Genomic DNA, 22,950 nt, shown 5'->3' with positions numbered 1-22,950 from the left:
CGGCAGCTCGCCCCCGGAGATGAGGCCGGCGGCATAGTGGTGGGGGAACCGGGTAGGGGGCGCCGAATGAAGGTTGCACTGCTCGGCCCGATCGCCTGGCGCACGCCGCCGCGGGCGTACGGGCCGTGGGAACAGGTCGTCTCGCTGCTCGCCGAGGGCCTCGTCGCCCGCGGCGTCGACGTCACCCTCTTCGCCAGCCTCGACTCGATCACCTCCGCCCGCCTCGACGGCGTCGTCGAGCACCCCTACAACGAGGACCCCTCCTACGACGGCCGCGTCTGGGAGGCGATACACGTCGCCCGCTGCTACGCCCGCAGCGGCGAGTTCGACCTGGTGCACAACAACCTCGACTGGCTGCCCCTGGCGATGAGCGAGTTCTGCCGCACCCGGCTGCTCACCACCGTGCACGGGTTCTGCTCGGCGTCGATCCTGCCGGCCTACCAGCGGGCCCGCTCGGCGTACGTGTCCATCTCCGACGCCGACCGCGGCCCCGGCCTCGACTACGCCGCGACCATCTACCACGGCATCGACGTGCGGCAGTTCCCGTTCCGGGCCGAGCCGGGGGAGTCGCTGGTCGCGTTCGGCCGCATCCACCCCGACAAGGGCACCGCGGAGGCGATCCGCATCGCCCGCGCGACCGGCCGGCGGCTGCTCATCTGCGGGCCGGTGCACGACGAGCGGTACCACGCCGAGGAGGTCCTGCCCCGCGTCGACGGTGAGCAGATCGTGTACGCCGGCAACGTCGGCCCCGCCGACCGCGCCGAGATCCTCGGCTCGGCCGCCGCCCTGCTGCACCCGATCGGCTTCGCCGAGCCGTTCGGCCTCTCGGTCGTCGAGGCGATGGCGTGCGGCACGCCGGTCGTGGCGTATCCGCTCGGCTCGATGCCCGAGGTCGTCGACGAGGGCGTCACCGGCTATCTGGCGCACAACGCTGAGGAGGCCGCCGGCCTGCTCGACGACGCGCTCAAGCTCGACCGCACCCGGGTGCGCGCGCGGGCCCTGGAGCGCTTCTCGGCCGAGCGCATGGTCGAGGACTATCTGCGCCTGTACCAGCGAATTGTTGGCTGAACTACTTAAGGCCCAAGCGGGCTGGCCGAACCTTCACAGTGTGCGGCGCCCGCGGTACGACACGCGGTAACGCGGACGGCTCGGCCCCGGCAGCGACGTGGCAGGCTGCCGGGGCCGACGCCTTTGTGTGATCGAAGGCTGGCGTTGCGTCACGGCTATCCCTAAGCTCCCATGGTGCGGAGGGATACTGTGAGTACAGTCGATGTCACCGATCGCTTGGACGAGATCGGGCAGCGGATCGTGGCCTGGGACTTTCCCGGGGCCCGCGACGAGGTCCAGGAGCTGCTGTCCGAGCCCCTCTCCGAGGACGACCGGCTCACCGCCCGCCGCCTGCTCGCCGAGGTCCAGCGCGAGCTCGGCGACCTCGACGCCGCCTACGACCTCGCCGACGCGGTGGTGACCCAGGCCGAGCGCCGCTACGGCCCGTCCGACCCGCGCACCGTCCACGCGGTCGCGGTGCTGGCCGCCGTCCGCCACGACTACGACGAGTGGGACGAGGCCGAGCGGCTCTACCACCGCGTGCTGGACAGCGGTGCCGAGGAGAGCGGACCCGCGCCCGTCACCCGGGCCGTGCGCCTGGCCCGGGTCAACCTGGCCCTGCTACTGCGCGACCGGGGCGAGACGCAGCTGGCGCTGAGCATCCTCAACGCCGCCTACGTGATCCACCGCCGCGAGTACGGCGCCGACGACCTCGACACCATCCGCATCGCCGCGGAGCTGGCCGCGCTGCAGTACGCCACGGGCGACATCCTGGCCGCCCGCCGCCTGTTCACCCTGGCCCACGCCGCGGCCCGGGCCCGGCTCGGCACCCGCCACCCCTTCACGAAGGCCATGGAGTGGGAGCTGGCGGCGGTCGAGCCCCCGATGCCCTCGGCCCCCGTCACGGCGCCCCCGGCGCCCGTCGTCGTCGCTGCCGCCCCTGTCGCCGCGCCTGTTGCGGCCCCTGCCGAGGAGCCTGATCCGCCGCGCCGGGCGCGGTCCGTGTGGCCCCTGGTGTCCGTGGTGGTCCTGCTCCTGGCCGCGTCGGTACTCGCTGTGCTGTTCCTGTGGCCCCCGGTGGGACCGTCGGCGACGCCGGCCGCCGCGTCGCCCACGTTCACCTCGCCTCCTGCGCCGCGCGTGCCGGTCCAGGTCACCCAGTTACGGTTGCGCGACGACGGCACGCAGCTCACGGTGACGTGGCTGCCGCTGCCGGTGACGATGGTCGTCGCCCTGTCCAAGAACGGCGCCCCCGCCGTCGTGATCGCCCGCGTGCCGCCCCGCACCGGCGAGTACGTCATCCGCGGCGTCGACCCGAAGACCCCCTACTGCGTCGTCGTCGGCGCCCTGGACGACGAGCTGAGCGTCACTCCCGCTACGTCGGTGTGCACGCTCGATCGCTGAGCGTCGCGTTTCGCGTTTTCGGTCACCGCGCTAGGCATATCGCAAGCTTGGCCGGGTATAGTCCGGCCGATGCGGCTAACAGACCGGACCCTCAATCGGCTGCCGAAGCCCGTGGCCGAGGCGTTGCGCAAGAACCGCGAGACAGTGAAGTTCATCATCGTAGGCGGTTTCTGCTACGTGGTGAGCCTGGTCGCGAACTACGCGCTTCGCCTTACGGTTTTTGAGTCGAAGCCGGTCACCGCCCTGACGATCGCCAATGTCATCGCGACCGTCGTCTCGTACTTCCTCAACCGCGAGTGGTCCTTCCGCACCCGCGGCGGCCGCCGCCGCCACCACGAGATGCTGCTGTACACCGTCGCGAACGGCATCGGCGTGGCGGTGAACTCGGCCCCGCTGTGGATCGCCCAGTACGTCTTCGGCCTGCACTACCCGAACATCAGCCACGCGGTCGAGGAGATCAGCGACTTCGTCTTCGGCATGATCATCGGTGTCGCCCTGGCCATGGTCTTCCGCCTGTGGGCCTACCGCGTGTGGGTCTTCCCCCACGACGACGTGCGCCCCGCCCCGAAGCGCTACGAGGTCCCGCCGCAGCCCGCGCCCGCCGACTCGACCGGCGGCTGAGCGCCTTCTGCGCGCTGCAAGTTTCCTGGCAGTTCCGGCCCCGCCTTCCTCACCGCGAGCGTTTTCGCTGCTTCGCGTCGGCGGGTCGCCGGCGATCCTGAACGCAATCCCGGCTCCCACTGGGGCGAAGGTGGCCGCCCGCCGTCGTTTTCCCGACAAGTCGGGCACTCCGTGCCACGACTTGTCGGATTTTTCGCCTGTCGGGTTATAAATCCGGCCTGGGTCGATCAGCGCCGCCATTTGGTCGCGACCGCGAGGGTAGGTCGGAAGGCGATCGCAGCCGCGAGTTCGGTCAGGAGGCGATCGCGACCGCGAGGGCGGTCAGGCGGCGGTCGCGAGCGCGAGGTCGGTCAGGAGGCGATCGCGACCGCCGGGGCGGTCAGGCGGCGGTCCCGAGCGCGAGGTCGGTCGGAAGGCGGTCGCGAGCGCGAGGTCGGTCAGGAGGCGATCGCGACCGCGAGGTCGGTCGGAAGGCGGTCGCGAGCGCGAGGTCGGTCAGGAGGCGATCGCGACCGCCAGGGCGGTCAGGCGGCGGTCCCGAGCGCAAGGGCGGTCGGAAGGCGGTCGCGACCGGCGAGGGCCGGTCAGAAGACGATGTGGTCGCTGTCGTGCTCGGCCGGGGCGCCCAGCATCTCGTGCACGCCGGCGATACGCAGCTGCCGAAGCACGAACGGGCTGGCCCGCCACACGACGACCTGTACGCCCTCCGCGCCCGACTCCCGCTGGGCGCCGACCAGCGCGCCGACCGCGGCCGAGTCCAGGAACGTCACCAGGCCCAGGTCCACCCGCAGCACCCGCGGCCGGCGCTCGGTGGCGGCGGACACGATTTCCTGACGGAGCGTGGCCGAGTTGCTGTGGTCGATCTCGCCGCGGACGGAGAGCACGGTCGATCCGTCCATCATGACGTTGGTCGTGACCGACATGCTCATGGCGTACACCAGCTCACGCGAACAGCATAAATGCCCGCCGTACGGTACGCACCGCTCGGCGGTCCCGCATTCACCGCGGAGCGCATGAAGTGTTTGCGAGCACTCCGAGTGCGGTACGGCACCCTGCACGCTGCGTGCGCAGAGATAGGGACGAAATCCATCAAGGTAACCCAACACGAAATATTGTGAAATGTCCGATAAGTCAGGCGCGCCAGCGCCGGACTTATCGTGACCAACACCGAACGGACCCAACTGGCAACGCCGCCGAGCAGCCGACCGGAAACGCCGCCAAGCAACGCCTCCCGGCCACGCCGCCGAGCAACGCCGACCCCGACAACGCCGCCGAGCAACGCCGACCCCGACAACGCCGCCGAGCAACGCCGACCGGCTGCGCCGCCAAGCAACGCCGACTGGCAACGCTGCCAGGCCGCCGCCCGGAAACGCCGACAGGCAACGCCGACGCCGACAACGCGGCCAGGCAACGCCAATCGGCGGCGATCCGAGCCGGCTCAATCAAGGGCCGGCAGAGGTGCCGCCTACAGGGCCGGCTTCGGCGGTGCGCCGGGAATGTGGTCCGGACAGTGCAGCCGCAGTTCGCGATACCCAAACGGCGCGTCCACGAACCAGCAGTGATGCGGCGTGGGCGTGCCCGGGTGGCGGTACCCGTCGAAGAAGCGGCACGACAGGCACATCCGGGTGATCGGAATGCTGTTCTGCTGCTGCATCAGCCCGATCTTCGCCGTCACCATCCGCAGCAGCCGGGCCTGCTGGTTGTCCGTCAGCGTCTCCACCTCGGCCAGCAGCTTGTCGGCCCAGTTGGCCGGGGCGGGCGTCGTGGCCAGGCCCTTGTCGGTGGCGGCGACCCGCATATCGCGGGCGGCGTAGGACGGCGCCGGGCGCATCTCGACGAGGCCCTCGGCGATCAGCGGCGACAGCAGCGCCATGGTCGCCGCGACCGACGAGCCCAGGTCGCCGGCGAGGTCGGAGAGCCGGTACTCCCGGTCGCGCCGCCCCAGCAGCAGCATCACCTGCCGATGGGCGGGTGGCAGGCCATGGTCGGGCTCCGGACCGTCCGTGGGGGCCATCACGGCCACCCGGACGAGCCCGGCCACGAGCTTCTGGGCCTGCGCTTCGAGCGTCACGGGGCAACCTCCCAAAAGGAGTATGCGTACCAGCACCCTAATCCCGCTCGTCGATCAACGGGGGACGTTCCGCGGCCGATTTCCGACTCCCGGGGTACCGGATAAATTGCGTTTGTCGGATAAATCGGGTGAATCGGCGTAGGCTCTGCGGGCCAAGCAAGGTGCGACGGGGGTCGGCGATGGGTGCAACAAGGGTGGTCACTGCGGCGGTCACGCTGCTGGCGGCGGTCGGCGCGGCGGCGGCGGCGGGGCCGGGCGTGGCGAACGCGGCGGCCGGGCGGTACGGGGCGACCGAGATGGTGCTGACCGTCGCCAAGGGGGAGTCGACGAAGCCCGCGCAGCGGCGGGCGTCGCTGACCTGCCAGCCCGCCGGCGGGACCCACCGGCAGGCCCGCGGGGCGTGCACGGAGCTGGCCAAGGTCGGCGGGCGGTTCGACCGGCTGCAGCTCAACGGCGGGATGTGCACGATGCAGTGGGACCCGGTCACGGTGACCGCGACCGGGCGCTGGAAGGGCCGCAAGGTGGCCTACCAGCACACGTTCGGCAACTCCTGCACCCTTACGACGACGACCGGGCCGGTCTTCAGCCTGTAGGAGGCGTCAGCCCTTGAACACGCCCAGCTGCTTGAAGTCGTGGTTGGGGAAGATCGTCGCCGAGTCGCCGACGCCGAAGCGTTTCTTGAGCATCTCCGCGAGCACGTCGCGGTAGTCGTTGGCGCCGGCGACGTCGCCCTGGTCCAGCGCCGACGGGGCCAGGCCGGGCCAGTTGCCGTGGACCTTGCCGCCGTTGAGGCCGCCGCCGAAGAGCAGCATCGCGTTGCCGTGGCCGTGGTCGACGCCGACGTTGCCGTTCTCCTGCACGCGGCGGCCGAACTCGCTCATCGTGACGACGGTCGTGGTGTCCAGCAGCGGGCCGATGTCGGTGCAGAACGCGCCGATCGCGTCGGACAGGTTGGTCAGCGAGTTCTTCATGTCGCCGCCGTCGACCCGGCCGAGGTTGGTGTGCATGTCCCAGCCGCCGACGTCGAGCGCGGCCACGCGCAGGCCGACGCCGGCCTTGAGCAGCTGGGCGATGTCGCGCAGGCTGTTGGCCAGGCCGCCGCCCGGGTACTGCACCCCGTCCGCCGGCCGGTACTGCGTGTTGGCCAGCTTCTGCGCGGTGCTGATCGCCTGCAGCGTGCTGCCCGCCGTGGTGGCCAGGGGGTGGTCGAGGCCCGTGTACAACGTCTTGAGCGCGTCCATCGTCTGGGTGCGCATGTTGTCGTTGTCGATGCGGAAGTCGCGCATCCCGTTGAGCACGATCGCCTGCTCGCCGCCGACGAGCGAGCGCGGCAGCGCCGAGCCCTGCGCGATCGCGCGGAACGTCGTGCCCGGGCCCATCTGCGCCAGGACCCGGTCCAGCCAGCCGGTGCGCACCGCGACCGACGAGGCGCCGCGCTCGAGCGCGTCCTGGGCCTGGAAGTGGCTGCGGCTGGCGTCGGGGGAGGCGACGGCGTGCACGGCCGCCATCTTCCCGGCGTCCCACAGCGGGTAGAGCGACGTCATCGCGGGATTGAGGCCGAAGCCGCGCCCGACCGCCTTCATGGCCGCCATCGGTACGGCGATGTTGGGCCGCATCTGCCTGTAGTTCGGGTCGTCGCCGGGCGCCACGACGGACAGCCCGTCCATCCCGCCCCGCAGGAAGATCACGACGAGCGTGTTCTTGTTGTCCTCCGGCGCGGCGAACGACACGCGGCTGGTCACCAGCTGCGTGCCGAGCGCGGCGACCCCGACGAACCCGGCGCCCTGCACCAGCCGGCGGCGGGTGAAGCCCTTGCTCCACCGGTCGCGCTCGGCGGCGAGCTCGTCGGCGACCTTGTCCGCGTGCACGCGGATGGCCGCCTCGCACAGGTTCGGCCCGTGCCGGCGCAGCTGCTCGAGGTCGGCCGGCCGGCGTTCTCCGGCAGGAAAGTCGCTCATCGGCCTCACCGCAGGGCGTGGTAGACGGAGTCGAGGATCAGCGGCGCGAGCAGGGGCAGCTTGCCGCCGAGGTTGTTGTCGGTGATGCGCGTGTCGGCCTTGGCGCCCATGAACTTGATGAGCGCGTCCTTCTCCGCCGGCTGCATCGGCTGGAAGATCAGCCGGTTGCACAGCACGTCCAGGTAGGTGCCCAGCGTCGCCGCGGGCTGCGTCACCAGGGAGTCGGCCTTCGGGTTGTTGAGGCCCTTCCACTGCTGCATCATGAACGCCCGGTGCGCGTTCCACGTCTCGAGCATGCCGGCCGCGGAGCTCCACGCCGTGGCGACGTCGGGGTAGCCGTCCGGCGGCCCCCAGCCCAGCGGCGGCTGGCCGAGCTTGTTCGTGAAGTTGTACATGTCGTCGAGCGCCTTCGCCGTGTCCGCACCCGGCGTCGTGCCGACGACCCGCGCCGTGGCCACGAAGTTCTCCAGCGGCCGGCGCGTCTTGAGCCCGCCGGCGATCCAGAACTCCAGCGACCGGAACAGCACCTTGAGCACCGGCACGATCGCCGAGCCGCTCTCCTGGTACGTCTTGGCCAGCCGGTCGACGAGCCCCTGCGGCGGGGTGTCGCACACGAACCGCACGCACAGCTTGCGCGCCACGTAGCGCGCGGTGGAGGGGTGCGTGGCCAGGTACAGCAGGTAGGCGTCGCCGACGGCCAGCCCGTCCTTGGCGGACTTGTTGGCGTGCTGGAACCCGAGCACTTTGACCGCGCCCGTCCAGTGCTTGTTCTGGTCGTACTTGAACGTGCCGTCCCGCGTCGCGGTGCGCCCGGTCATGAGGTACGCCGAGTTGCGCACGTCCTTCTCGTTGTACCCGCCGTCGATGCCGACGGTGTGCAGCTCGAGCAGCTCGCGCCCGTAGTTCTCGTTGACGTTGCGCTTGTCCGACGAGGTGTTGTCGAGGTACCGCATCATCGCCGGGTCCCGCGCGGACGCGATGAGCATGTCGGAGAACTTGCCCAGCGCGTTCTTGCGGATCGTGCCGACGTCGTACGGCCCGCGCACGTCCCAGCCGCCGTCGAACGGGCTGGTGATGTTGAGGTGGTTGTTCCAGAAGTCGACCATGACCTCGAACAGCTGCCGGCTGCTCCACATCTGCCGGGCGAGGACGGCGCGGGTCAGCTCGTACTGCGGCTTGTTGTCCCCGTCCTTGACCGTCGCCCGGATGTCCGCGGTCGACATGGTCGCCGTCGGCACCGCCTTGAGCGCCGCGTCGGCGACCGGGTCCGCGATCTTGTCCGGGTCGAGCTGCTGGTCGATCCACGCGTCGATGCCGATCTGCTTCACCAGCGCGATGTCGGCCGGCGTCGGCCCGAACGTCGCGCGGCGCAGCAGGTGCAGCACGGGGTCGCGCTGCAGCGGCGTCGGGAACCGCGGCGTGGCCCGCATCGCGGCGACGGCCGCGGCCGAGGGCGTGTCGGCCACGCCGGACGCGCCGAGGTCGTTGAGGTCGCCCTGGCCGCTGGTGTAGCTCGAGTCGCGGTTGGAGAACGACCCGGCGTCGCGGGGCGAGACGTTGCCGCCGCCGTTGCCGGTCTTGACGAACTCGTCGGGGTCGCTCCCGACCGGCCCGAACACCGCCGCCGCCCCGGTCCCGAGGGCCCCGAGCGCGACCGCGCCGCCGCCGAGGGCCATGAGCGCCTGCCGCCGGTTGCGCATGAGCTCGTGCAGCGCCGGCCGCCCGGTGCGCAGCCACGCCGGCGCGGGTCCACCGGCCTTGCGGGGAAGCTTGGCACCTTCAGTTTCTTCGCCGGTACGCTCCGTGGCCTCCGGCGGCGCCTGCAGGACGCGCGGCATCGGAAACTCGCCGGTGTAGTCCGAGAAGAACGCGCCCTTCACCTTCTTGGGCGCGTCGCCCGGGTCATCCGAGAAGAGCCGTTCTGGCACGCTAGGGAATCTAGTGACCCCCCGAACCCCCCTCAAGCCGCGCGGCCCGGCGGCGCCTCAACTTTGTCTTTCTTCTTGCTTAAGTGACCGTTTTTCTTCGCGAAGCCCATGAAAGCCGACATGTTCACCATGATCAATGGTGGTTACCAAAAGTCATCTCTTCCGCACGGATTGCTCAGGGTGTACGCATAGGTGACCGGACGAGGGCAGGGGGTAGCGGCTGTGGACAACGCTGCGCCCGGCCGCCCGGTCGCCACCCGGGTCGGCCTCGTCCTCCTCGTGCCCCTGCTGGGCCTGCTCGGCCTGGCCGGCGTGGCCGCCTACGGCTATGCGACGCAGATGAGCGCCGCCGCGACGCTGCAGGCCGCCGTCGCCGCCGGCGCGGCCGCGGACCGGGCCGCCACCGAGTTGTCCCGCGAGCGCTACGCCGCCGCCGAGTACCTGCTCACCGGCACCGACCAGGCCCGGGCCGCGTTCACCGCCCGCTTCGCCGCCGTCGACCGGGCCGTCGCCGCCCTGCCCGCGGCCGCCCCGCTCCCCGCGCTGCGCGCCGAGGCGCTGGGCGGCGCCGAGGTCGGCGCCGCGGAGGTGCTCATGGGGTACAACCAGCTGGAAAGCGACCTCGTGGCCTTCCGGCAGTCCGTCGCCGCCCGCCCGGGCCCCGCGACGGTGCTGGCCGCCGCCCGCGCGTCGGGCTGGCTCGCCGTGGCCCGCGAGGAGCTCGCCCAGATCCAGCTGCTCGACCTGCGCGGCGCCGACACCCCGGCCCGGCGCGAGGCCCTGGCCGCGCACCGCGCCACCCACCTCGACGCGCTGCGCCGCTTCGCCGACGCCGCGCCCGCCGCGCTGCGCACCCGCCTGGAGCGGGTCCCGTCCGGCCTCGCCGGCGACGCCCAGCCCGCCCTCGACGCCCTGGCCGACCTGGCGGCGGCGTCCGGCGCCGGGGAGTCCGAGTCGGCGCGGGCGGCCCGCGACCGCGGGCAGCGCATCGCGATCGGCGGCCTGGCCGTCGTGCTGCTCCTGGCCGCGGCCTCGGTCACGCTGACCGCCCTCGTGGCGCGCTCGCTGCGCCGCCGCCTCACCGCCTCCCGGTCGCGGGCCGCCGCCCGGCCCTCGCCCGACGGCGCCGGCTACTTCCTGGCGCCCAACCGCTCCCGCCAGCGCCCGCCGGCCACCGGGCTGGACCTGGTACAGCTGACCGTCACCCCGGTGCCGACCGCGGACCGGCCGCCGCTGCGTCCCGAACCCGGCGCGCCCGCGCGGCGCGCCGACGACCCCGGCGGACCGGCCGGGCCGCGGGCGGAGAGCCCGGCCGCCCTGGTCGCCCTGGCGCGGCGCAGCCAGCGCCTGGCCGACGCCCTGGTGGAGCGCCTCGACGCGGCCGAGCGCGACGAGGCCGACCCCGACCGCCTGGCGGAGCTCTTCGCCTTCGACCACCTGGCCACCCGCATCCGCCACGACACCCAGAGCCTGCTGGTCCTGGCCGGCGCCGACAGCGCCACCGGCCGCCGTGACCCGGTGGGCCTCCTGGACCTCCTGCGGGCCGCGCAGTCGCGCATCGAGGACTACCGCCGCATCGAGTACGCCATGATCGCCCCCGACGTCCGCATCGCCCCCGAGGCGGCCGACGACGTGGTACACCTCCTGGCCGAGCTGTTCGACAACGCCGCCCGCAACGGCCCGCCCGACCGCCCCGTGCTGGTCGAGGGCCGCCGCGCCGCCGACGGCGCCGAGGTGGAGATCGCCGACCGCGGCCCGGGCCTGTCCCCGGCCCGCCGGTCCGAGCTCAACGCCCGCCTGGCCGCCGACCGCGCCGGCCCCGCCGAGGGGCGCCCGGCGGCCGACGCCCGCCGCACCGGCCTGGCCGTGGTGGGCCGTCTCGCCGCCCGCCACGGCGTCGTCGTCACCCTGCGGCCCCAGCCGTCCGGCACCGGCCTGCGGGTCCTCGTCGCGCTGCCGGCCGCGCTCGTCCTGCCCGCCCCGGATGCGTCGGCAACGCCCGCGGTGCGCCGGACGCCCGCCGCCCGGCGCCGGCCCCTCCCCGGCGGGGAGCCGGTCGACGTCCCGCACCCCCGTTCGACCCTCGTCCCGGTCGTACGGGGTCCCGTCCCCACTCCCGACGGCCCTACGGTTGACGTCGAGCCGCAGGCCGTCCGGAACCTTCTGACCGGCTACCAGCAGGCGATCACCCAACACCCGGTGACCGCGTCCACGAACACGGAAGGACGTCCTTCGGCATGACACCGACCACGGGGCTGGACTGGCTGCTGAGCGGCTTCACGCAACGCGTCGTCGGCGTGCGGCACACGGTCGCCGTCTCGGGCGACGGCCTGCTCGTCGCCGCGTCCAGCGAGCTGCCGCCGGAGCGTGCCGACCAGCTGGCCGCGATGGTCGCCGGGGTGGTGTCGCTGGCCCAGGGTCTGTCCGCCTGCACCGCGGCCGGCCCGGTGCAGCGCACCATCGTGGAGATGGGCCGCAGCCTGCTGTTCGTGATGGCCCTGGGCGAGGGCGGCAGCCTCGCCAGCCTGGCCGCCATGGTCCAGCCCGGCTGCGACGTCGGCCAGGTCGCCTTCGAGATGACGGGCCTCGTCGAGCAGGTCGGCGCGGCCCTCACCCCCACCACGCGCTGAGGCGGTCAGCCCAGGCCGATGTCGTGGTCCTTCTTGACGTTGCGGTCGTCGCGCAGCGGGACGTACGGCTCCGCGGTCGGGGACTGGCCGGCCTCGATCGCCCGGCCGCGCTCGAGCTCGGCGTCGAACTCCGCGCCCAGCAGGATCGCGATGTTCGAGATCCACAGCCACACCAGGAACGCGATGATGCCGCCCAGCGTGCCGTACGTCTTGTTGTAGGAGCTGAAGTTCGACACGTACACGGCGAAACCGCCCGACGCGACCAGCCAGATGAACACCGCCAGCGCGCCGCCCGGCGTGATCCAGCGGAAGCCGTGCTGCCGGGCGTTCGGCGACGCCCAGTACAGGATCGCCAGGATCAGCATCACCACCACCAGCAGCAGCGGCCACTTGGCGATGTCGAACACCTCGACCGCCTGTTTCGACAGCCCGACCCAGCCGCCCGCCTGCTCGGCGAACCGGCCGGTGAAGACGACGCTGAGCGCCGCGATGGCGATCAGGGTGCCGACCGCGACCGTGATGCCGAGCCGGATCGGCAGCACCTTCCAGATCGGGCGGCCCTCCGGCACGTCGTAGATGGCGTTCGCGGCGCGCATGAACGCGCCCACGTAGCCCGACGCGGTCCACAGCGCGCCGAGCAGGCCGACGAGCGCGAACAGGCCCGCCGAGTGGGAGCCCTTCTTCAGTTCGTCGACCGCGCCCGTGACCGGGCCGGCGATGGAGGCCGGGAACAGGGCCTGGGCATTCTTGAGTACCGCATCCTGGGTCGTGCCCGTCAGCAGCATCCCGGAGACCGACAGCAGCACGAGGATCCCCGGGAACACGGACAGCACGCCGTAGTACGTCAGCGCGGCCGCCCAGTCGCTGAGGTTGTCGTTGTTGAACTCCTTCACCGTCCGCTTGAACACGTCGATCCAGGAGCGCCGGCTCAGCTTGGTGGGGGAGTCGGGCCCGGCCTCGGCCGGGCCGGGGGCCGGTTCCTTGGCGGCCGCCGACTTCTCGGCGGCGCGAGCCGCGGCCGAATGCGCCGCGGCGGCCGCGGAGGAACGCGCAGGGTGATCCGCTGAAGAAGTCATCGCGCACCTCGTCGGGGTCGGTGTTGCCGTCTCTATGCCCCACGAGCGCTGCCCGTTAACGTTACGGGGCGACCCTTCCCGCCCGGATGAGTGCGGTCTGCACCGTGTCGACCAGTTCCGTGGCCCGGAACGGCTTGGCGATCACGGACGCCTCCGGCCCGAGCTCGATGACGGCGGCGTCGAAGTAGGGCAGCCCCGACATGTACATGATCATGGCATCGGGGCTGCTGGCCCGCACCGCGTCGGCGACCTGCACCCCGGAGCCGTCGTTGAGCTTCAGGTCGGTGATCGCCAGGTCGATGCCCTTCGGGTGCTCCGCGCAGCACCGCTCGGCCCCCGCCAGCCCGGACGCGGTCAGCACCTCGGCCCCCGCCCGGCTGAGCACCCGCCGCACGATCTCGCACAGGTCCGGCTCGTCGTCGACGACCAGGATGCGCAGGTGCTCGAGCATGTGACCACGATATGCCGCGCACGGGGGTGCTAGCGTGCCGTTCCATGAACGGCGACGGGCGTTCGATCGGTGACCTGCTGCGGTTCGAGCGCCCGCCGCCGCCGACCCCCGCCAGCCGCCGCCTGCGCCGGCTCCTGCTGGCCACCGCCCTGGCCACCGTCGCCGTGGACGTCGTCAACCTGCACTACGCCGCCGAGGCCGGCCTGTCCCTGGCCGTGCGCACCGCCTGGGCCGTCCTGCGGGCGATCGGCTTCCTGTTCCTCATGCGCGAGGTGCGCTTCGGCCGCCTCACGGCGCGCCCGCTGGGCCTGATCCTCGCGGTGACCACGGTCTTCGCCTCGGCCCGGCTGGTGCAGCCCAAGCACGGCGCGCTGCTGCCCCGCTGGCCGGTGATCGCCGGCCTGGTCGTGGTCGCCGTGCTGTGCTCGGCCGTAGTGTGGCAGTTGTTCCGCTCGCCCGGCATCGAGGCCCACCTGACCCGGCGCAAGCCCCGCCGGCCGGTCCCGCCGTGGGTGCTCACGGCGAGGGTGGCCGCGCTGTCGTACTCCGCGCTGATGTTCGTCCCGTGCCTGGTCGCGCTCGGCACCCTGTTCGACGCCCCCCGCCTGCGCCAGGAGGTGGCCGTCCCGCTGGTCGTGTCCTGGTTCGCGCTGTCGTTCGCGACCGGCCTGGTGGCCGGCATCATCAGCTTCGTCACGCTCTTCGGCCACGGCTGGGCCCGCCTGCTGCTGGCCCTGGTCTCCGCGTTCGTACTGCTGGTCCAGCCCATCCTGTGCTGGCTGCTGCTGGGCGCTGACGGCCTGATCCGCGACGGCACCCCGATGGTCCTGGCCGCCCTGGTCTGCCTCTACGGCCTGGCCAGATCCCGCCCGGGCGCCTCCCCCGCCGCGTAGATCTTGATCTTGTGCTCGATGGCCTGGAGGTCCTCCTGCAGCGCCGCGATGCGGTCGAGCACGAGCTGGCGGTGCTCTTCGAGCAGCACCCGCCGCGCCTCGTACGTCTCGGGCCCCACCCGGCACAGCTCGGCGTAGCGGCGCATCTCCTGGATCGTCATCCCGGTGCCCTTGAGCCGGGTGAGAATGCGCAGCATCCCCATGTCGCCGTCGGAGTAGCGCCGGTGCCCGTTGCTGCCGCGCCCGGGCGGGCTGAGCAGCCCGGCGCGCTCGTAGTACCGCAGGGTGTGCGCGGTCAGCCCGGTCTGCTCGGCGACCTCGGCGATGGTGTACCCGTCCACCTTGCCCAGTCTATTTGACTTAGAGTGCGCTCGAAGGGGCAACGTAGTTGGCATGCGAACGAGAAACCTCGGTGCCCTGACCACGTCCGCGCTCGGCCTCGGGTGCATGGGGATGAGCGAGTTCTACGGCCCCGGCGACGACGCCGAGTCGATCGCCACCATCCACCGCGCGCTCGACCTCGGCGTCACGCTGCTCGACACCGCCGACATGTACGGCCCCTTCACCAACGAGCAGCTCGTCGGGCGCGCCATCAAGGGCCACCGCGACGAGGTCGTCCTGGCCACGAAGTTCGGCATCCAGCGCGACGACGGCCACCGCCGGATCAACGGCCGCCCGGAGTACGTCCGGCAGGCCGTCGACGCGTCCCTGCAGCGCCTCGGCGTGGAGCACATCGACCTGTACTACCAGCACCGCGTCGACCCGACCGTGCCGATCGAGGAGACCTGGGGCGCCCTCGCCGAGGCGGTCACCGCCGGCAAGGTCGGCCACCTGGGGATCTCCGAGGCGGCCCCGGCGACCGTGCGCCGCGCCCACGCGGTGCACCCCGTGGCCGCCGGCCAGTACGAGTACTCCCTGTGGAGCCGCGACCCCGAGGCCGAGATCCTGCCCCTGTTCCGCGAGCTCGGCATCGGCCTGGTCGCCTACAGCCCGCTCGGCCGCGGCTTCCTCAGCGGCGAGATCACCAGCCCCGACCAGTTCGCCCCGGACGACTTCCGGGCCAGCAACCCGCGCTTCCAGGGCGAGAACTTCCAGAAGAACCTCGACCTGGTCAGCGAGGTGAGGCACCTCGCCGAGGCGAAGGGGGCCACCCCGGCCCAGCTGGCGCTGGCCTGGGTGCTTGCCCAGGGCGACGACGTCGTGCCGATCCCGGGCACCAAGCGCCGCCCGTACCTCGAGCAGAACGTCGCCGCGCTCGACGTCGAGCTCACGGCCGACGACCTCGCGGCGATCGAGAAGCTCTCCATCGGCCGCGACGTCGCCGGGGCCCGGTACGCCGAGATGGGTTCCCTGGGCAGGTAACGCTGGCGCGCACGGGGGAGAGCCCGTACGCTCTCCCTCGTGACCGCGCGACCCAGTAACCAGTGGTGGCCCGCCTGACGAGGCGGCCCACTTCCGCGCGACACCATCCGCGGCCGCCCATCGAGGCGGCCGTTCTGCTTTCCCGGGGAGCCGGGGCCGCCTGAAGAGACGCGGCACCGATCCCGAAGGGAAACCCAGATGCTCATCGACCCGAAGGCCCCGTTCGCGCTCCTGCGCCGCGAGGGCCGCGCCGCCGTCGAGGTGCTCACCGGCCCGGTGTCCACGGTGGACAGTCTCGCCGACATCCCCGGCGAATGCCTGGCCCTCGTGCCGTTCCGGCAGGTCCGCGAGCGCGGCTTCGACTGCGTCGACGACGGCACCCCGCTGGCCGTGCTGCGCATCGAGGGCCGCCGCGAGGTCGCCGTCGACGACGTCCTCGCCGCGCTGCCCGACGCCCCGATCGAGCTGGCCGGCGCCGGCTTCGACGTCGCCGACGACGAGTACGCGTCCATTGTGGACACCGTGCTGCGCGAGGAGATCGGGCGCGGCGAGGGCTCGAACTTCGTCATCCACCGCGTCTTCGAGGCCGACCTCGGCGGCGACCCCGTCGCGGCCGCGCTCACCGTCTTCCGCCGGCTGCTGACCCGCGAGCGCGGCGCGTACTGGACGTTCGTCGTCCACACCGGCGCCCGCACCCTCGTCGGCGCCACCCCCGAACGGCACGTCAGCGTCGACGACGGCCTCGTCATGATGAACCCGATCAGCGGCACCCTGCGCGGCGCCCCGTCCAAGCCGGCCGTCCTGGCGTTTCTCCAGGACCGCAAGGAGATCGACGAACTGTCGATGGTGCTCGACGAGGAGCTCAAGATGATGGCCACCGTCGCCGACCTCGGCGGCCAGGTCATCGGCCCGTACCTCAAGGAGATGGCGCACCTCGTCCACACCGAGTACCTGCTGGCCGGCCGCGGCTCCAAGGACGTGCGCGACGTGCTGCGCGAGACGATGTTCGCCCCGACCGTCGTCGGCAGCCCGATCGAGAACGCCTGCCGGGTCGTCGCCCGCCACGAGCGCCGCGGCCGCGGCTACTACGGCGCCGTCCTCGCCCTCGTCGGCCGTGACGCGCAGGGCAACCAGACGCTCGACGCGCCGATCCTCATCCGCACCGCCGACATCGACCACAGCGGGCGGCTGCGGGTGCCGGTCGGGGCGACGCTGGTCCGCCACTCCACGCCGGACGGCGAGGTGCTGGAGACCCACACCAAGGCGGCGGCGGTACTGCGGGCGCTCGGCCTCTCCGGCCCGTCGCCCACGGCGGACACGCCGCGGCCGCCCGCGCCCGACGTGCGCCTGGCCGCCGACCCCGAGGTGCGGGCGGCGCTCGTGGCCCGCAACGCGACCCTCGCCCCGTTCTGGCTGCAGCCCCGCGACGCGCTGAGCGCCGACCCGGCGCTGGCCGGCCGGCGGGCCTTGGTCGTGGACGCGGAGGACACGTTCACCAGCATGCTCGTACACCAGCTGCGGGTCCTGGGTCTGTCCACGACCCTCGTGCAGCACGACCGGCCGTTCGACCCGGCCGCGTACGACCTCGTGATCCCCGGCCCGGGCCCGGGCGACCCGCGCCGGCTGGACGACCCGAAGATGGCCCGGATGCGCGGGCTCATCGCCGGGCGCCTCGAGGCCGGCGCCCCGATGCTGGCCATCTGCCTGAGCCACCAGATCCTGTGCGGCCTGCTCGGCCTGCCGCTGCGGCGCAAGGCGTCGCCGTACCAGGGCATGCAGCGCGACGTCGACCTGTTCGGCCGCCCGGCGAAGGTCGGCTTCTACTCCACGTTCGCGGCCACGCACGCCGGCACCGGGCTCGACACCCCGTACGGCCCGGTCGAGGTCGCCCGCGACCCCGCCAACGGCGACGTGCACGCGCTGCGCGGGCGGACGTTCGCGAGCCTGCAGTTCCACCCCGAGTCGGTGCTCAGCCAGGACGGCCTGGGCCTGCTGCGCGACCTGCTCACGGTTCTGCTCGACGCCCCGGTGGGTACGTCACCGGAGTGATCGTCCGGCTCGCCCGCCTCGTCGCCCGGTCCTTTCGCGGCCGCGACCTCAACCTGCACGCCGCGGCCGTCACCTTCTACGGTGCGATCGCGGTCGTGCCGGTCGCGCTGCTGGTGATCCGGGGCGCGGGCGCGCTGGCCGGCCCGGAGCTGGTGCGCCACCTGGCCGCGCCCGTGCTCGCCGCCATGCCGGAGCGCATGGCGGCGGGCGCGGGCGTGCTGCTCGGGGCCGGCCTGGCCATGTCGTGGTGGCTCACCCTCGTCGCGCTCGTCCCCGCCACCCTCTACGGCGAGGGCCTGCGCCGCGCCCTCGCCTCGCTGTCCGGCGCCCCCGGCGGCGCCGCGGCGGGCTGGGCCGGCCGCCTGCTCGTGCTGCCGCTGCTCGCCGCCGGCCCGGTGCTGCTCGTCGCGCTGCTCGCCGCCCTGCGCGGCCCGGCCCGCCGGCTGGAATCCGGCGGCTGGTCGGCCGTGTGGGCGGTCGTGCTGTCCTTCCTCGCCGTCTGGCTGGTGCTCAGCCCGGTGCTCGTCATGGTGTACCGCATCATCTCCCCGGAGAAGCCCGGCTGGGCGGTGACGTGGGTGCTGGGCTCGTTCACCGCGGCGAACGTCTCCGGCTTCGCGCACGGGTTCGTGCTGTTCTGGTCGCTGCCGCTGGACCTCGGCGCCCCGTTCGGCGGCCTCGCCGGCGTCGGCGCCGCCGTGGCCGTGGGCCTGTGGCTGTACCTCTTCCATCTGCTGACCCTCGTGGGCTACGCGGCGACGCTCCAGGCGCACCGCGCGCGGCTCTTGCGTTCCGCCGCGCGAACGACAATGCTTCCGAAATAATTTCGGGTTTAAGGAGCCGGCCAGTGGATCAGCGCGACCGCCGGGCACGCGTCGCCGTCGCCGGCGCCTACTTCGTGCAGGGCTTCTGCTTCGCCGGCCTGCTCACGCAGGTGGCCACCCTGCAGAAGAAGTTCGGCTTCGACGACACCCAGCTCTCCCTGGTCCTGCTCGCCGTCCCCGTCGTCGCCGGCGTCGGCAGCGTCGTGGCCGGCCTGCTCAGCGCCCGCCTCGGCAGCTCCCGGGTGCTGCGCGCCGGCGGCCCCGGCGTGTGCCTGGCCATCACCCTGACCGGCCTGGCCGCGCGGCAGTGGCAGCTGTACCTCGCCCTCGCCTTCGTCGGCCTCATGCTGGGCCTGGTCGACGCCACCATGAACATGCAGGGCGTCGCCGTGGAGCGCCGCTACCGCCGCCCGGTCCTCAACTCCTTCCACGCCGTCTGGAGCGCCGGCGCCATCCTCGGCGCCCTGGCCACCTCGGGCACCGCCCACCTCGGCTGGTCGATCGCCGCCTCGCTGGCCACGGTGGCCGCCTGCGGCCTCGTCCTGGCCCTGCTCGCCGGTCCCGGCCAGCTCCGCCGGGCCGAGGAGGCCGCCGTCGAGGTCAGCGAGTCGCAGTCGGAGGCGGCGGCCGCCCGGATCCCGTGGCGCCCGATCGTCCTGATCGGCACCGCGATGATGCTGATGTACATCGCCGACTCCGCCGTGTCGAACTGGAGCTCGGTCTTCATCGAGAAGACCCTGGACGCGACGACGAGCGTGGCCGCGCTGGGCCTGGCCGCGTACCAGGCGACGATGCTCGTGGGCCGCACCGCCGGGGACCGCCTGGTCAACCGCTTCAGCCCGACGGCCGTCGTCTCGGTCGGCGGCGTGGTCGGCGGCCTGGGCCTGGTCCTGGTCGCCGCGTCGGCCACGCCGGCGCTGAGCATCGCGGGCTTCGCGATCGTCGGCCTGGGCCTGTCGTTCGTGGTACCGCAGTCCTTCTCGGCCGCCGGCCGCCTCGACCCGTCGGGCTCGGGCGTCGCGATCGCCCGCGTCAACCTCTTCAACTACGTCGGTTTCGTGGTCGGCGCCGGCCTGATCGGCGCGGTCGCGGAGGGCTGGTCGCTGCGCTGGGCCTTCGTGGTACCGGCGGTGCTGGCCGCCGGCATCGTGGCGCTCGCCCCGTCGTTCCGCACCCATGCCCCGTCACCGACCGCGGAGACGGCCCCCGCCACCTGATTCGTGGGCGACTTTGCCGGCCGCGGGGACGGTCCGCCCCCTGATCCGAGCCGAAAAGTCGGGCGCTCCGCGCCACGACTTTTCGGATTTATCCCCCGACAGGCGATAAATCCGATTCGGTGCACGGCGCCTCACGCTCCGTGACGTTGTGCCCGTTCCCGCGCCGCGGTGTGATGACGCCTGGGTCACGCACCGCCGGCTACAAATGCGTGCCGTGCTGCCGATGGAACGGGCGCGATGATCGAGGCCGCCCGGCCCGGGCGAGGGCTTCGGCGCGGTCGCCAACGAGGTCAAGAACCTGGCCGCCCAGACCGCCTCGGCGACGGGCCGCATCGAGACGGCCGTCGGCCAGGTGACCGCGGGCGCGGCCGCCGTCGCGGCGGCCGCCGCGGGCGTCGCCGACCGCCTGGGCGTGGTGGCGACCGCGCAGCGCGAGGTCGCCGCGTTCCCGGCGGCCGCTGCGGGCGTCGCCGACCGCCTGGGCGTGGTGGCGACCGGGCAGCGAGGGGTCGCCGCGTTCCCGGCGGCCGCTGCGGGCGTCGCCGACCGCCTGGGCGTGGTGGCGACCGCGCAGCGCGGGGTCGCCGCGTCCCCGCACGAGCGGACGAGCCTGGCCGCCACCCAACGCGGCTCGGTGGCCGCCGCGGCGCGGAAGGTCAGCGCGACGGCCCACCGGACCCGACCGGAGCCCTCTAGACCGTGAGCACGATCTTGCCCGTGGCCGAGCGCCGCTCGCCGAGCTCGTGCGCCTCCGCGGCCTGCGCCAGTGGCAGTACCGTATCCAGGGTGGGCTTGAGCAGCCCCCGCTCGACCAGGTCGGCGATCGCGAGCATGCCGGCCCGGTCGGCCTCCACGACCATGAACATCGCGCGGCGGCCCTGCGCCGCGGCGACCGCCGTCAGCGCGGCCTCCGCGGGCGAGGCCAGGGACACGACGAGCCCGCCGGGGCGCAGCGTGCGCAGCGACCGCGGCCCGTACTCGCCGCCGATCGGGTCCAGCACGACGTCCACGTCCGACACCGTCTCGGCGAAGTCCTCGGTGGTGTAGTCCACGACCCGGTCGGCCCCGAGTGAGCGCACGAACGCGTGCTTGGCCGCGCTCGCCGTGCCGACGACCTGCGCGCCGAGGGCCTTCGCGATCTGTACCGCCACGTGCCCGACCCCGCCCGCCGCCGCGTGCACGAGCACCCGCTGCCCCGGCCGCACCCCGGCGACGTCGACCAGCGCCTGCCACGCGGTGAGCGACACCAGCGGCAGCGCGGCCGCCTCGGCGTGCGAGAGGCCCGGCGGCTTGCGGGCCAGGTGCCGGGCGGGCGCGGCGACGTACTCGGCGTACGTCCCGGCGGGCTCCGGCTGCCGCGGCATCCCGAACACCTCGTCGCCGGGCGCGAAGAGCGTGACGCCGGGACCGACCGCCTCGACGACGCCGGACACGTCCCACCCGAGCGGCACGATGCGCCCCTGCAGCCCGCCGCCGGCCCGGTGCCAGAAGTCGGTGGGGTTCACGCCGGCGGCGTGGACCCGCACGAGCACCTGCGCGAACCCGGGCTCGGGCGTCGCCACGTCGGCCAGCCGCAGTACCTCGGGACCGCCGAAAACATCCTGGGTGATGGCTTTTCATGCGCTCGATCCTGCGGCCCGCCCGCGCCGCCCATCGAGTGGCTGGATTGCCAACATGTGGAAGGATCTGGCCATGCCTGCGCGCCGTCATCGTGTGGTCGTGGTCGCGCTCGACGGGGTGTACCCCTTCGAGCTCAGCATTCCCGTGCGCATCTTCGGCACCGCGACCGGGCCGGGCGGCGAGCCGCTGTACGAGGTGCTGACCTGCAGCCTCGACGGCGCCGCGGTGACCACCGACGCGGACTTCACGGTGGCCGTCGCGCACGGCCCGGAGCTGCTGGCGACGGCCGCCACGGTGGTCATCCCGCCGTTCGTGGGCTGCGCCGACGACACCGACGAGGCCTGGCTGCCGCCGCGCCTGGCCGCGGCGCTGGGCACCGTGCGCCCCGGCACGCGCATCGTCTCGCTGTGCACCGCGGCCTTCGCGCTGGCCGCCGCGGGCCTGCTCGACGGCCGCCCGGCGACCACGCACTGGAACCGCAGCGAGCAGTTCCGCCGCGCGTTCCCGGCCGTGGACCTGCGCCCCGACGTGCTGTTCGTCGACGACGGCGACCTGCTCACCGCGGCCGGCGTCGCCGCGGGCGTGGACCTGTGCCTGCACCTGGTGCGCCGCGACCACGGCAGCGAGGTCGCGAACCGCGTCGCCCGCCTGTGCATCGTCCCGCCGTGGCGCGACGGCGGCCAGGCCCAGTACGTCGACCGCCCGGTCCCGGCCCCCGCCGAGGCGAGCACGGCGACGGTACGCGCGTGGGCCCTGGAGCGCCTGCACGAGCCGCTGTCGCTGGCGCACCTGGCGGCCCGGGCCCGCATGAGCGTGCGCACGTTCAGCCGCCGGTTCCGCGACGAGGTCGGCCTGACGCCGCTGCAATGGCTGACCCACCAGCGCATCGAGCACGCGCGGCGGCTGCTGGAGACCACGGACCTGCCGGTCGACCGCGTCGCCACAGCCGCCGGTTTCGGCACCGCCGCGTCCCTGCGCCAACACCTGGCCGCGACCCTCGGCGTTTCCCCTATGGCGTACCGCAACACCTTCCGCGCCGCCGCCAACTGATGCCGCCCCGAGGCACCGTCGACGATATACGATCCGCGAGTGCCACTGGCGGGCTTCCAGACGAAGGCGGAGCTGGTGTACGAGCGGCTCCGCGACGCGATCCTCACCGCCGAGCTGCGCCCAGGCGAGCGCGTCAACATCGACGCCCTCTCGCGCGAGCTCGGCATCAGCAAGATCCCGCTGCGCGAGGCCGTGCAGCGCCTCGCCGGCCAGGGCCTCGTCGTGCAGCCCAACCCCCACGCCGGCGCCCAGGTGGCACCGCTGACACTGCGCGAGATGCGCGGCGTGTACCTGGCCCGCGCCGCCCTCGAGGGCCTGGCGGCCCGCGTCGCCGCGACGAGCATCGGCGACGCCGAGCTCGCCGCCCTGCAGGAGCTGCACGAGCAGATGCGCTTCCAGTTCGACGCCGCCGAGGTAGCGTCGCTGCCGGAGCTCAACCGCCGCTTCCACACCGCCATCGCGACGGCGACGCACTATGCGACGCTGCAGGAGCTCGCCGACCTGACCCTCCTGCGGGTACGCCACTACCGCGTCGGCGTACGCGCCGAACCCGCCTGGACCCAGGTCATCGCCGAGCACTCGGCGATCCTGGACGCACTGCGCCGCCGCGACGCCGCCGCCGCCGAGCGCGCGGCCCGCGACCACGTCGAGTGGCAGCTGCCCGCCGACCCCCGCGCGACGCTCGACCCCACGCTCATCGACCTCGACGACGACCACCCGTCGCCCGTCTGAGGGACCCTGAGAAGGAC

22 protein-coding genes are annotated in these 22,950 nt (G+C 73.2%); 14 read left to right on the top strand and 8 right to left on the bottom strand.

Annotation, left to right across the window (positions count from 1 at the left end; translation table 11 throughout):
- Window positions 1–66 precede the first annotated feature (66 nt).
- From ACQEVU_RS39610 to ACQEVU_RS39600, 3 genes are all read left to right on the top strand, one after another.
- On the top strand, window positions 67–1,068 hold the full coding sequence (locus ACQEVU_RS39610) for a glycosyltransferase family 4 protein (protein ID WP_433332975.1): 1,002 nt from the start codon (window positions 67–69) through the stop codon (window positions 1,066–1,068).
- 189 nt (window positions 1,069–1,257) lie between these two features.
- On the top strand, window positions 1,258–2,451 hold the full coding sequence (locus ACQEVU_RS39605; protein ID WP_433332973.1) for a tetratricopeptide repeat protein: 1,194 nt from the start codon (window positions 1,258–1,260) through the stop codon (window positions 2,449–2,451).
- Between the two features lie 69 nt (window positions 2,452–2,520).
- Complete coding sequence (locus ACQEVU_RS39600; protein WP_433332971.1) at window positions 2,521–3,072, top strand: GtrA family protein; 552 nt, start codon at window positions 2,521–2,523, stop codon at window positions 3,070–3,072.
- Window positions 3,073–3,656: 584 nt separating this feature from the next.
- On the opposite strand, the gene ACQEVU_RS39595 is transcribed toward ACQEVU_RS39600, so the two are convergent.
- A complete protein-coding gene (locus tag ACQEVU_RS39595; RefSeq protein WP_433332969.1) occupies window positions 3,657–4,001 on the bottom strand; it encodes an STAS domain-containing protein in 345 nt (114 codons plus the stop codon).
- Between the two features lie 536 nt (window positions 4,002–4,537).
- Window positions 4,538–5,143 (bottom strand): hypothetical protein, encoded by a 606-nt coding sequence (locus tag ACQEVU_RS39590; RefSeq protein ID WP_433332967.1) that lies wholly within the window; start codon window positions 5,141–5,143, stop codon window positions 4,538–4,540.
- Between the two features lie 194 nt (window positions 5,144–5,337).
- Between ACQEVU_RS39590 and ACQEVU_RS39585 the strand changes: the two genes are divergently transcribed.
- On the top strand, window positions 5,338–5,736 hold the full coding sequence (locus ACQEVU_RS39585) for a subtilase-type protease inhibitor (RefSeq protein WP_433332965.1): 399 nt from the start codon (window positions 5,338–5,340) through the stop codon (window positions 5,734–5,736).
- Between the two features lie 6 nt (window positions 5,737–5,742).
- Here ACQEVU_RS39585 and ACQEVU_RS39580 read toward each other — a convergent pair whose 3' ends face one another.
- Together ACQEVU_RS39580 and ACQEVU_RS39575 are read right to left on the bottom strand one after the other, a co-directional pair.
- Window positions 5,743–7,101, bottom strand: coding sequence for a DUF1501 domain-containing protein (locus ACQEVU_RS39580; protein WP_433332963.1), 1,359 nt, complete (start codon window positions 7,099–7,101; stop codon window positions 5,743–5,745).
- A 5-nt stretch (window positions 7,102–7,106) separates the two neighbouring features.
- Window positions 7,107–9,029, bottom strand: coding sequence for a DUF1800 domain-containing protein (locus ACQEVU_RS39575; protein WP_433332961.1), 1,923 nt, complete (start codon window positions 9,027–9,029; stop codon window positions 7,107–7,109).
- A gap of 222 nt (window positions 9,030–9,251) precedes the next feature.
- On the opposite strand from ACQEVU_RS39575, the gene ACQEVU_RS39570 reads away from it, so the two are divergent.
- Window positions 9,252–11,270, top strand: a complete 2,019-nt coding sequence (locus tag ACQEVU_RS39570; protein ID WP_433332959.1) for an ATP-binding protein — start codon at window positions 9,252–9,254, stop codon at window positions 11,268–11,270.
- Window positions 11,267–11,659 carry a roadblock/LC7 domain-containing protein gene (locus ACQEVU_RS39565; protein ID WP_433332957.1) on the top strand — a complete coding sequence of 131 codons (393 nt, stop codon included), beginning with the start codon at window positions 11,267–11,269 and terminating at the stop codon, window positions 11,657–11,659. The genes ACQEVU_RS39570 and ACQEVU_RS39565 overlap by 4 nt, the downstream gene beginning before the upstream one ends.
- A gap of 5 nt (window positions 11,660–11,664) precedes the next feature.
- On the opposite strand, the gene ACQEVU_RS39560 is transcribed toward ACQEVU_RS39565, so the two are convergent.
- Together ACQEVU_RS39560 and ACQEVU_RS39555 are read right to left on the bottom strand one after the other, a co-directional pair.
- On the bottom strand, window positions 11,665–12,735 hold the full coding sequence (locus ACQEVU_RS39560; RefSeq protein ID WP_433332955.1) for a YihY/virulence factor BrkB family protein: 1,071 nt from the start codon (window positions 12,733–12,735) through the stop codon (window positions 11,665–11,667).
- Window positions 12,736–12,796: 61 nt separating this feature from the next.
- Window positions 12,797–13,186, bottom strand: a complete 390-nt coding sequence (locus ACQEVU_RS39555; RefSeq protein ID WP_433332953.1) for a response regulator — start codon at window positions 13,184–13,186, stop codon at window positions 12,797–12,799.
- Between the two features lie 44 nt (window positions 13,187–13,230).
- Between ACQEVU_RS39555 and ACQEVU_RS39550 the strand changes: the two genes are divergently transcribed.
- Window positions 13,231–14,079: a hypothetical protein gene (locus tag ACQEVU_RS39550; RefSeq protein WP_433332951.1), complete on the top strand. Its 849-nt coding sequence runs from the start codon at window positions 13,231–13,233 to the stop codon at window positions 14,077–14,079.
- Here ACQEVU_RS39550 and ACQEVU_RS39545 read toward each other — a convergent pair.
- The gene (locus ACQEVU_RS39545) at window positions 14,034–14,420 is read right to left on the bottom strand and encodes a MerR family transcriptional regulator (protein ID WP_433332949.1); all 387 of its coding nucleotides are present in this window, start codon (window positions 14,418–14,420) and stop codon (window positions 14,034–14,036) included. The genes ACQEVU_RS39550 and ACQEVU_RS39545 overlap by 46 nt on opposite strands.
- Before the next feature lie 52 nt (window positions 14,421–14,472).
- On the opposite strand from ACQEVU_RS39545, the gene ACQEVU_RS39540 reads away from it, so the two are divergent.
- The 5 genes from ACQEVU_RS39540 (at window position 14,473) to ACQEVU_RS39520 (ending at window position 20,234) form a co-directional block, all read left to right on the top strand.
- The gene (locus tag ACQEVU_RS39540) at window positions 14,473–15,441 is read left to right on the top strand and encodes an aldo/keto reductase (RefSeq protein WP_433332947.1); all 969 of its coding nucleotides are present in this window, start codon (window positions 14,473–14,475) and stop codon (window positions 15,439–15,441) included.
- Window positions 15,442–15,639: 198 nt separating this feature from the next.
- Window positions 15,640–17,490, top strand: coding sequence for an anthranilate synthase family protein (locus tag ACQEVU_RS39535; protein ID WP_433332945.1), 1,851 nt, complete (start codon window positions 15,640–15,642; stop codon window positions 17,488–17,490).
- Window positions 17,487–18,314, top strand: a complete 828-nt coding sequence (locus tag ACQEVU_RS39530) for a YhjD/YihY/BrkB family envelope integrity protein (protein ID WP_433332943.1) — start codon at window positions 17,487–17,489, stop codon at window positions 18,312–18,314. Before ACQEVU_RS39535 ends, ACQEVU_RS39530 begins: the two co-directional genes overlap by 4 nt.
- Before the next feature lie 23 nt (window positions 18,315–18,337).
- Window positions 18,338–19,531, top strand: a complete 1,194-nt coding sequence (locus ACQEVU_RS39525) for an MFS transporter (RefSeq protein WP_433332941.1) — start codon at window positions 18,338–18,340, stop codon at window positions 19,529–19,531.
- Window positions 19,532–19,883: 352 nt separating this feature from the next.
- Complete coding sequence (locus ACQEVU_RS39520) at window positions 19,884–20,234, top strand: hypothetical protein (protein ID WP_433332939.1); 351 nt, start codon at window positions 19,884–19,886, stop codon at window positions 20,232–20,234.
- On the opposite strand, the gene ACQEVU_RS39515 is transcribed toward ACQEVU_RS39520, so the two are convergent.
- Window positions 20,224–21,093: an NADP-dependent oxidoreductase gene (locus tag ACQEVU_RS39515; RefSeq protein ID WP_433332937.1), complete on the bottom strand. Its 870-nt coding sequence runs from the start codon at window positions 21,091–21,093 to the stop codon at window positions 20,224–20,226. The two genes, ACQEVU_RS39520 and ACQEVU_RS39515, sit on opposite strands and share 11 nt — an antisense overlap.
- A 130-nt stretch (window positions 21,094–21,223) precedes the next feature.
- Between ACQEVU_RS39515 and ACQEVU_RS39510 the strand changes: the two genes are divergently transcribed.
- Together ACQEVU_RS39510 and ACQEVU_RS39505 are read left to right on the top strand one after the other, a co-directional pair.
- Complete coding sequence (locus ACQEVU_RS39510; RefSeq protein ID WP_433332935.1) at window positions 21,224–22,201, top strand: GlxA family transcriptional regulator; 978 nt, start codon at window positions 21,224–21,226, stop codon at window positions 22,199–22,201.
- 39 nt (window positions 22,202–22,240) lie between these two features.
- The gene (locus tag ACQEVU_RS39505) at window positions 22,241–22,933 is read left to right on the top strand and encodes a GntR family transcriptional regulator (protein WP_433332933.1); all 693 of its coding nucleotides are present in this window, start codon (window positions 22,241–22,243) and stop codon (window positions 22,931–22,933) included.
- Window positions 22,934–22,950: the final 17 nt, after the last annotated feature.

Origin of the sequence: Dactylosporangium sp. CA-139066 (assembly GCF_050936175.1) — a bacterium.
In the GTDB taxonomy this organism is placed as follows: domain Bacteria; phylum Actinomycetota; class Actinomycetes; order Mycobacteriales; family Micromonosporaceae; genus Dactylosporangium.
This window is presented reverse-complemented; position numbering and strand designations above follow the sequence as displayed.